The organism is Curtobacterium sp. VKM Ac-2861, assembly GCF_013204965.1.
Classification (GTDB): Bacteria; Actinomycetota; Actinomycetes; order Actinomycetales; family Microbacteriaceae; genus Curtobacterium.
In genome coordinates this window covers 403,705-409,979 of record NZ_JABMLA010000005.1, presented here as the reverse complement: position 1 = coordinate 409,979, position 6,275 = coordinate 403,705, and the positions used below count along the sequence as shown (strand labels likewise).

At 70.7% G+C, this 6,275-nt stretch carries 5 protein-coding genes; 3 read left to right on the top strand and 2 right to left on the bottom strand.

Going from position 1 to position 6,275, the window contains the following annotated elements; all coding sequences use genetic code 11:
- Nucleotides 1-122: 122 nt before the first annotated feature.
- Together HQQ88_RS15035 and HQQ88_RS15030 are read right to left on the bottom strand one after the other, a co-directional pair.
- Nucleotides 123-725, bottom strand: a complete 603-nt coding sequence (locus HQQ88_RS15035) for a DUF1992 domain-containing protein (protein ID WP_173169976.1) — start codon at nt 723-725, stop codon at nt 123-125.
- 13 nt (nt 726-738) lie between these two features.
- Nucleotides 739-2,568 (bottom strand): glycoside hydrolase family 15 protein, encoded by a 1,830-nt coding sequence (locus HQQ88_RS15030; protein WP_132099406.1) that lies wholly within the window; start codon nt 2,566-2,568, stop codon nt 739-741.
- Nucleotides 2,569-3,107: 539 nt separating this feature from the next.
- On the opposite strand from HQQ88_RS15030, the gene HQQ88_RS15025 reads away from it, so the two are divergent.
- The 3 genes from HQQ88_RS15025 to HQQ88_RS15015 all read left to right on the top strand — a co-directional run bounded on the left by HQQ88_RS15025 (nt 3,108) and on the right by HQQ88_RS15015 (nt 6,231).
- Nucleotides 3,108-4,274 (top strand): RtcB family protein, encoded by a 1,167-nt coding sequence (locus HQQ88_RS15025; protein ID WP_173169974.1) that lies wholly within the window; start codon nt 3,108-3,110, stop codon nt 4,272-4,274.
- Nucleotides 4,275-4,382: 108 nt separating this feature from the next.
- Nucleotides 4,383-5,216, top strand: a complete 834-nt coding sequence (locus HQQ88_RS15020) for a DUF1206 domain-containing protein (protein WP_173169972.1) — start codon at nt 4,383-4,385, stop codon at nt 5,214-5,216.
- A gap of 139 nt (nt 5,217-5,355) precedes the next feature.
- The gene (locus HQQ88_RS15015; protein WP_173169971.1) at nt 5,356-6,231 is read left to right on the top strand and encodes an SMP-30/gluconolactonase/LRE family protein; all 876 of its coding nucleotides are present in this window, start codon (nt 5,356-5,358) and stop codon (nt 6,229-6,231) included.
- Nucleotides 6,232-6,275: the final 44 nt, after the last annotated feature.

The following is a 6,275-nucleotide window of genomic DNA, read 5'->3' as shown; positions in this document are numbered from 1 at the left end:
GCGGCCTCCTCGTCGGCACCGCCACCATCACCGCACAGATCAAGTAACACCCCGCACCACACGCACCACCGCACCACACGTGAAGGGCCGCCCCGGGCAACCGGGACGGCCCTTCACCACGTTCAGTGACGCCGGCGCCACCACCGGCGGCGACGGTCGTCAGACCCGGCCGCCAATGCAGCCGCAGCCGCTGCGGCCGCGGCGAGACGGGCCTCCCGGCGGTCACGCCACGCGGTGACCTCGTCGTCGACATCCCGCAGCGGCGTCACGACCGGCGGCCCACCGAGCAGCTGACGTCGGGCTTCCTTCACCCGGGCGTTGAAGTCCACCAGGACATCGCGCACGTCGGCCTCCGTCGACAGTGCGTCGAGGGCATCGTCGAGTTCCGCGTCCTCGGTGCGGAGTGCGAGAGCGGGAGGAGCGATGCCGCGGATGTCCTCGCGTTCGATCTTCGAGCGGATCCACCAGTCCGGGTCGTGCTGCCCGTCGTTCCCGGGCAGGGGCTTGCCGTGGTACGGATTGCCCTCGAAGACGCCGCGGCGCTCCGCCTCCTCGATCTGCGCCCGAGCATGCGCGGCGACATCGGCCGCCTTGAGCAGCCGGCGTTCCTCACGCACCTCGTCCGGATCGAGCGACCCCCGCTCGATCTCACTGTCGACCAGCTGCTGGTAACGGTAGCGAGCGGCCCTGCGGAGCCGGTCCATCCGTGCATCGACGTCGTTCATGACCCCTCCATGATCACTCCGAGCGGTCGTCCTCGCCAGTCAGTTCCTCGATGGTCAGCGCTGCCTGGATGAGCGCCAGGTGCGACAGCCCCTGGGGGAGGTTGCCCATGAACGAGCCGTCCTCGCTGATCATCTCGCTGAACAGCCCGACGTCGTTCGCCTGGCCGACCATCTCGTCCATCAGGGTCCGAGCGTCGTCGATCCGGCCCGTGCAGGCCATCGCGGCAGCGAGCCAGAACGAGCACGCGACGAAGGGCGACTCCTCGTCCTCGATGCCCGAGTAGCGGTACACCAGCGGTCCGCGCTGCAGCTGCTCCTCGATCGCCCGGATGGTCGACGCCATGCGTGGGCCGCGGTCGAAGGAGCTCATCGCGTGCAGCAGGATCGACGTGTCGAGCGCGTCCGAACCCGGGTACATCACGTAGTGACCGCGTTCCTCGTCCCAGCCGTGTTCCGCGACCCACTGCGTGATCAGTTCGCGGTTCTCGACCCACTTGGCGCGCGGCCCGTCGATCATGCCGGCATCGTGGAGGTCCACCGCGGCGTCGAGGGCCTGCCAGCAGCCGATCTTGCTCGTGACGTAGTGCTGGGTGTCCTCGAGCTCCCACATGCCCGAGTCCGGTTCCTCCCACCGGTGGCAGGCGTCGTCGGCGAGTTGCTGCAGGACGGCCGCGGTCTTCCGGTCCAGGACGTTGCCGGCGTTCACGTACTGGCGCAGGATCTCGAAGACGTCACCCCAGACCCCGAGCTGCAGCTGGTCGCCGGCTCGGTTGCCCACCGTGACCGGGCCGATGCCGTTCCACCCGGGGACGTCGCGCTCCTCGACGTCGTCGCTCTTCGTGCCGTCGAGCTCGTAGAAGATGGGCATGTCCTCGTCGTGCTCGGCGATGGTGCGCATCACCCACGACACCGCCGCGTGGGTCTCTTCGCGCAGGCCGAACCGGGTCAGGGCGTGCACGGTGTACGACAGGTCGCGCACCCAGGCGAACCGGTAGTCCCAGTTCTTGCCGCCGGTCCGGTCCTCGGGCAGGCTCGTGGTCGGCGCCGCCGCGATCGCTCCGGTCGGCGAGAAGATGAGCAGCTTGAGGGCGAGGGCGCTGCGCTGCACTGCCTCGGCCCAGGGGCCGTCGTAGGAGAACTCCTCCGACCAGGTCGCCCAGTTGTCGATCGTCCGGTCCATCGCGGCGAGTGCACTCTCCGGCCGCGGCATGAAGATCGGCTCGTCGTGCGTGCCCACGATGGTCAGGATGTGCTTCGATCCGTCGCCGGTGGTGAACCGGCCGGAGAAGCGCGGGCGGTCGTCGTCCACCGGGTCGAACCCCTGCTCGACGATCGCGATCGTGATGCCGTCGATGCCGATGACGGCGCCGTTCGCGGTGTCGAGGCGCTTCGGCTCAGCGGTCCCCAGCAGGGTGCCGGGCACGACGGCCCACTCGAACTCCACGGACCCGTTGACCCCCTGGACGCAGCGCGCGACCTCGGCCCACGGCAGGCGACCGGCGACCCCGGTGACCATCGCGTCCGTCACCGTCGCCCGCCCGGACGGTGTCGTCCACGTGGTGACGAGCACGTTGGTGCCGGGCAGGTACTCGCGGGTGACCTCGGCCGATCGGTCCACCGGGCGGAGCGCCACGTGGCCGCCGTGTTCGGCGTCGAGGATCTCCGCGAACACGGGCGGCGAGTCCATCGAGGGGATCGGCAGCCAGTCGATCTGTCCGTCGCGGGCGATGAGCGCGACGGTCCGACCATCGCCGATCGCTCCGTAGGTGCGGAGCGGGGCGTAGCCGTCGGTGCGTGCGTGGGTGTCGACCGCGTCGAGGGTGTCTTCGGTGCGCTCCGTCATGCACCCAGACTGCCCGCGCCCGAGGCGCGACCATCAGGCGGACGTACCCCGCTGTGGAGGACGCGGGACGGACCTCCCGGCTGTGGACGACCGCGACACGCCCGGGTGAGTTGCGCATCCCGGGCGTGTCGCACTACTGTCGCTCTCCTGCCCAACGGCAGGAACGCCAGCGGCACCAACGCCGCCGGCAGGAACGCCAGCGGCACCAACGCCGCCGGCAGGAACGCCCGTCCCGGGCACACCGGAAGGACCGCGCATGCGCGCCGTGCAGCACAACGAGGAACGCGTCGAGCTCCAGCTCGACGCGACCGCCGTGCTGCCCGAACCGCAGCAGCAGTGGTCCCTCCGCTATCCCGCGTAGGCACGGAACGTCCCACGACGCCCCGTGCCCACCCGGCCCGGGGCGTTCGTCGTCCTGCTCATCCTCGCCACGTCGCGCTCGACGTCGCCCGGAGCGCAGGCCGGACACCGTCCCGGACCGTCATCGAAGACCGTCCAGACGACCGTCCAGACGGCCATCCTGAAAGCGAGACGAAGCAATGAAGAAGATCAACGACCGGCTGCTGAGTTGGGCCTCGATGCTCGAGGACAACACCGAGCAGCAGGCCCGCACGACCGCACGCATGCCGTTCGTGTTCCCGCACCTGGCCCTGATGCCGGACGCCCACCTCGGCCTCGGCGCCACCGTCGGTTCCGTCATCCCGACCCTCGGCGCGGTCATGCCGGCTGCCGTCGGCGTCGACATCGGCTGCGGCATGATCGCGGTCCGGACCCAGTTCACCGAGGCCGACCTGCCCGACGACCTGCAGGAGCTGCGCGAGCAGATCGAGCGCGCGATCCCGCTGTCGGCCGGCGCGTCGAACCGCAAGATCGTCGCGACCGCCGCGCCGCGGATCGCCGAGCTCGAGGCGATGGCCGACGCCGCCGGGTTCGACCCCGCACAGGCGCACGGCGGCTGGCGCAACCAGCTCGGCACGCTCGGCTCCGGGAACCACTTCATCGAGGTCTCCCTCGACGAGCAGGACCGGGTCTGGCTCTTCCTGCACTCCGGATCGCGGGGCGTCGGCAACAAGATCGCACAGCGGCACATCACGGTCGCCAAGCGGCTGATGGAGCGCTGGTGGATCCAGCTGACGGACCCCGACCTCGCCTACCTGGTCGAGGGCACGCCGGAGTTCGACCGGTACATCGCCGAGCTGCGGTGGGCACAGCACTTCGCCCTGCTCAACCGCGAGGAGATGATGGACCGCGTCGTGCGACAGCTGTCCGAGGTCGTCGGTACCCTCGTCGACGAGCAGGAGCGGATCAACTGCCACCACAACTTCACGCAGCGCGAGACGCACTGGGGGAAGTCCGTGTGGGTGTCCCGCAAGGGCGCGATCCAGGCGACGGCAGGTCAGGCCGGCCTGATCCCCGGGTCCATGGGCACGGCGTCGTACGTCGTCGAGGGCCTCGGCAACAAGCCGTCGCTCGAGTCGTCGCCGCACGGAGCCGGCCGGCTGTTCTCGCGGAGCGCGGCACGGCGGACCTTCACCCACGACCAGCTGCGGGAGGCGATGGTCGGCATCGAGTACCGCGACACCGACGCGTTCCTCGACGAGATCCCGGGCGCGTACAAGCCGATCGACCAGGTCATGGCGGATGCGTCGGACCTCGTGTCGATCCGGCACACGCTGCGGCAGGTCGTCAACGTGAAGGGGGACTGACGGGAGGCGCGGGTGCAGCCCGCCCTGCGCCTCCCGTCCGGCACCGTGGCAGCCCCACTGCCCGGCGCGGCCCGGACAGACCGGCCCGCGTCGGGCACGCTTGACCGGATGAGCGACACAGCAGAGCACGCAGCACGGGAGACCGGACGACAGGTCCGACGAGCGGCGGACAGCCGCTGGTTCGAGCTGACCGCTCGCGCCGGCTTCGTCGGCAGCGGCATCGTCCATCTGCTGATCGGGTACCTCGCGATCCTGCTCGGCATCGGCAACGCGTCCTCCGGCGGTGAGACCGACCAGTCCGGAGCACTGCAGCAGATCGCTGCCGTGCCGGGCGGGGTCTTCCTGCTCTGGCTGATCGCGATCGGCACGGCAGCACTCACCGTGCGGCTGATCGTCGAGGCCGTCGTCGGCGGCCGGTCGGACAGCACGCGTGGGTGGCTCGCCCGGGCGAAGGACGTCGCGAAGGCCGTGGTCCACGGCATCATCGCGTACTCGTCGGCGTCGTACGCCCTCGGCGCCGGGTCGAGTTCCAGCAGCTCGTCGCAGAGTGCCGCAGCGAAGACCCTCGCGACGCCCGGCGGGGTGTTCGTGCTGCTCCTCGCCGGCGCGATCGCGGTCGCGGTCGGCATCGGGCTCGTGGTCATCGGGTGTCGGCGGACGTTCCGGAAGCAGATCACCCGACCGTCCGGGACGCTCGACCGGGTGGTCACGGTGCTCGGGGTCGTGGGCTATGTCGGCAAGGGCATCGCCGTGGTCATCGTCGGTGTGCTCATCGGTGTGGCCGGACTGCGGAGCGACCCGGACCAGGCGACGGGCCTCGACGCGGCGTTCGATGCCGTGCGCTCGATGCCCGGTGGCGTGTTCGTCCTGGTCGCGATCGGCATCGGGTTCCTCGCCTTCGGCGTCTACAGCTTCTTCCGCGCGCGGTACGCCCGCCTCTGATCGAAGCGGGGCCTGCGGACTTTCGTGCCAGGCGACACACCACGCGCCCGCGGTCCCGTGAGGTGTCGCCCAGCGCGTGAACTGGTAGGCAGCGCGCCCGGCTGAGGGAGCACGGAGCCGGCGCCGGTAGACCGGTCCGATGAGCACCAGCGCGACGACCGGGCCCGTGACCGTCTTCTCCGACGCCCGGGCGGTCCTCGCCGAGAGCATCGTGTGGGACCCGTCGGCGCAGCTCCTCCGCTGGACCGACATCACCCTCGGCACCCTCGTCACCGCGCAGTCCGACGGCACCGTGGTGTCGACGGTCCCGCTCCCGCCGCCGCTCGCGAGCTTCCAGCCGCGGGCCTCCGGTGGCTTCGTCGCGGCGCTCGGGGACACCGTCGTCGTGACGGACGAGCACGGGGTGGTCGAGCGTGAACTCACCCGCGTCGAGCACGCCACGGCCGGGCTCCGGTTCAACGAGGGCAAGTGCGACCCGTTCGGCCGGTTCCTGGTCGGCAGCATGAACCTGACGACGGGCGAGCCGGACGGTGCGCTGTACTCGGTCGAGGCGGACGGTGCGACGCGCGTGCTCCGCGGCGGCTTCGGCGTGACGAACGGCTTCGAGTGGTCGGACGACGGCACCGTGATGTACGTCACCGACACGAGTGTGTCGACGATCTACCGTGGGTCGTACGGTCCGGACGGCGAACTCGGCGAGCTCGAACCGTTCGTCGTCGGCCACGCCCACGACGGTCTGGTCCGCGACGACGAGGGCTGCTCGTGGAGTGCGGTCTACGGCGGCGGCCGGGTGGAGCGGTACGGCCCCGACGGGTCGCACCTCGAGACCGTGGAGCTGCCCACCCCGAACGTGACGTCGGTGGCCTTCGGCGGCCCCGACATGTCGACGCTGTTCGTCGCCTCGGCACGGGAGAACCTCACCGAGGATCAGCTGGAGCAGCACCCGTCCTCGGGGGCGATCCTGGCGGTGCCGACGCGGGTGCACGGGTTCCCCGCGAACACCTTCAGCGGCTGACCGGGCGGGAGCGCACGCTGCGGCGGTGTCCGCGGGTATCGTGG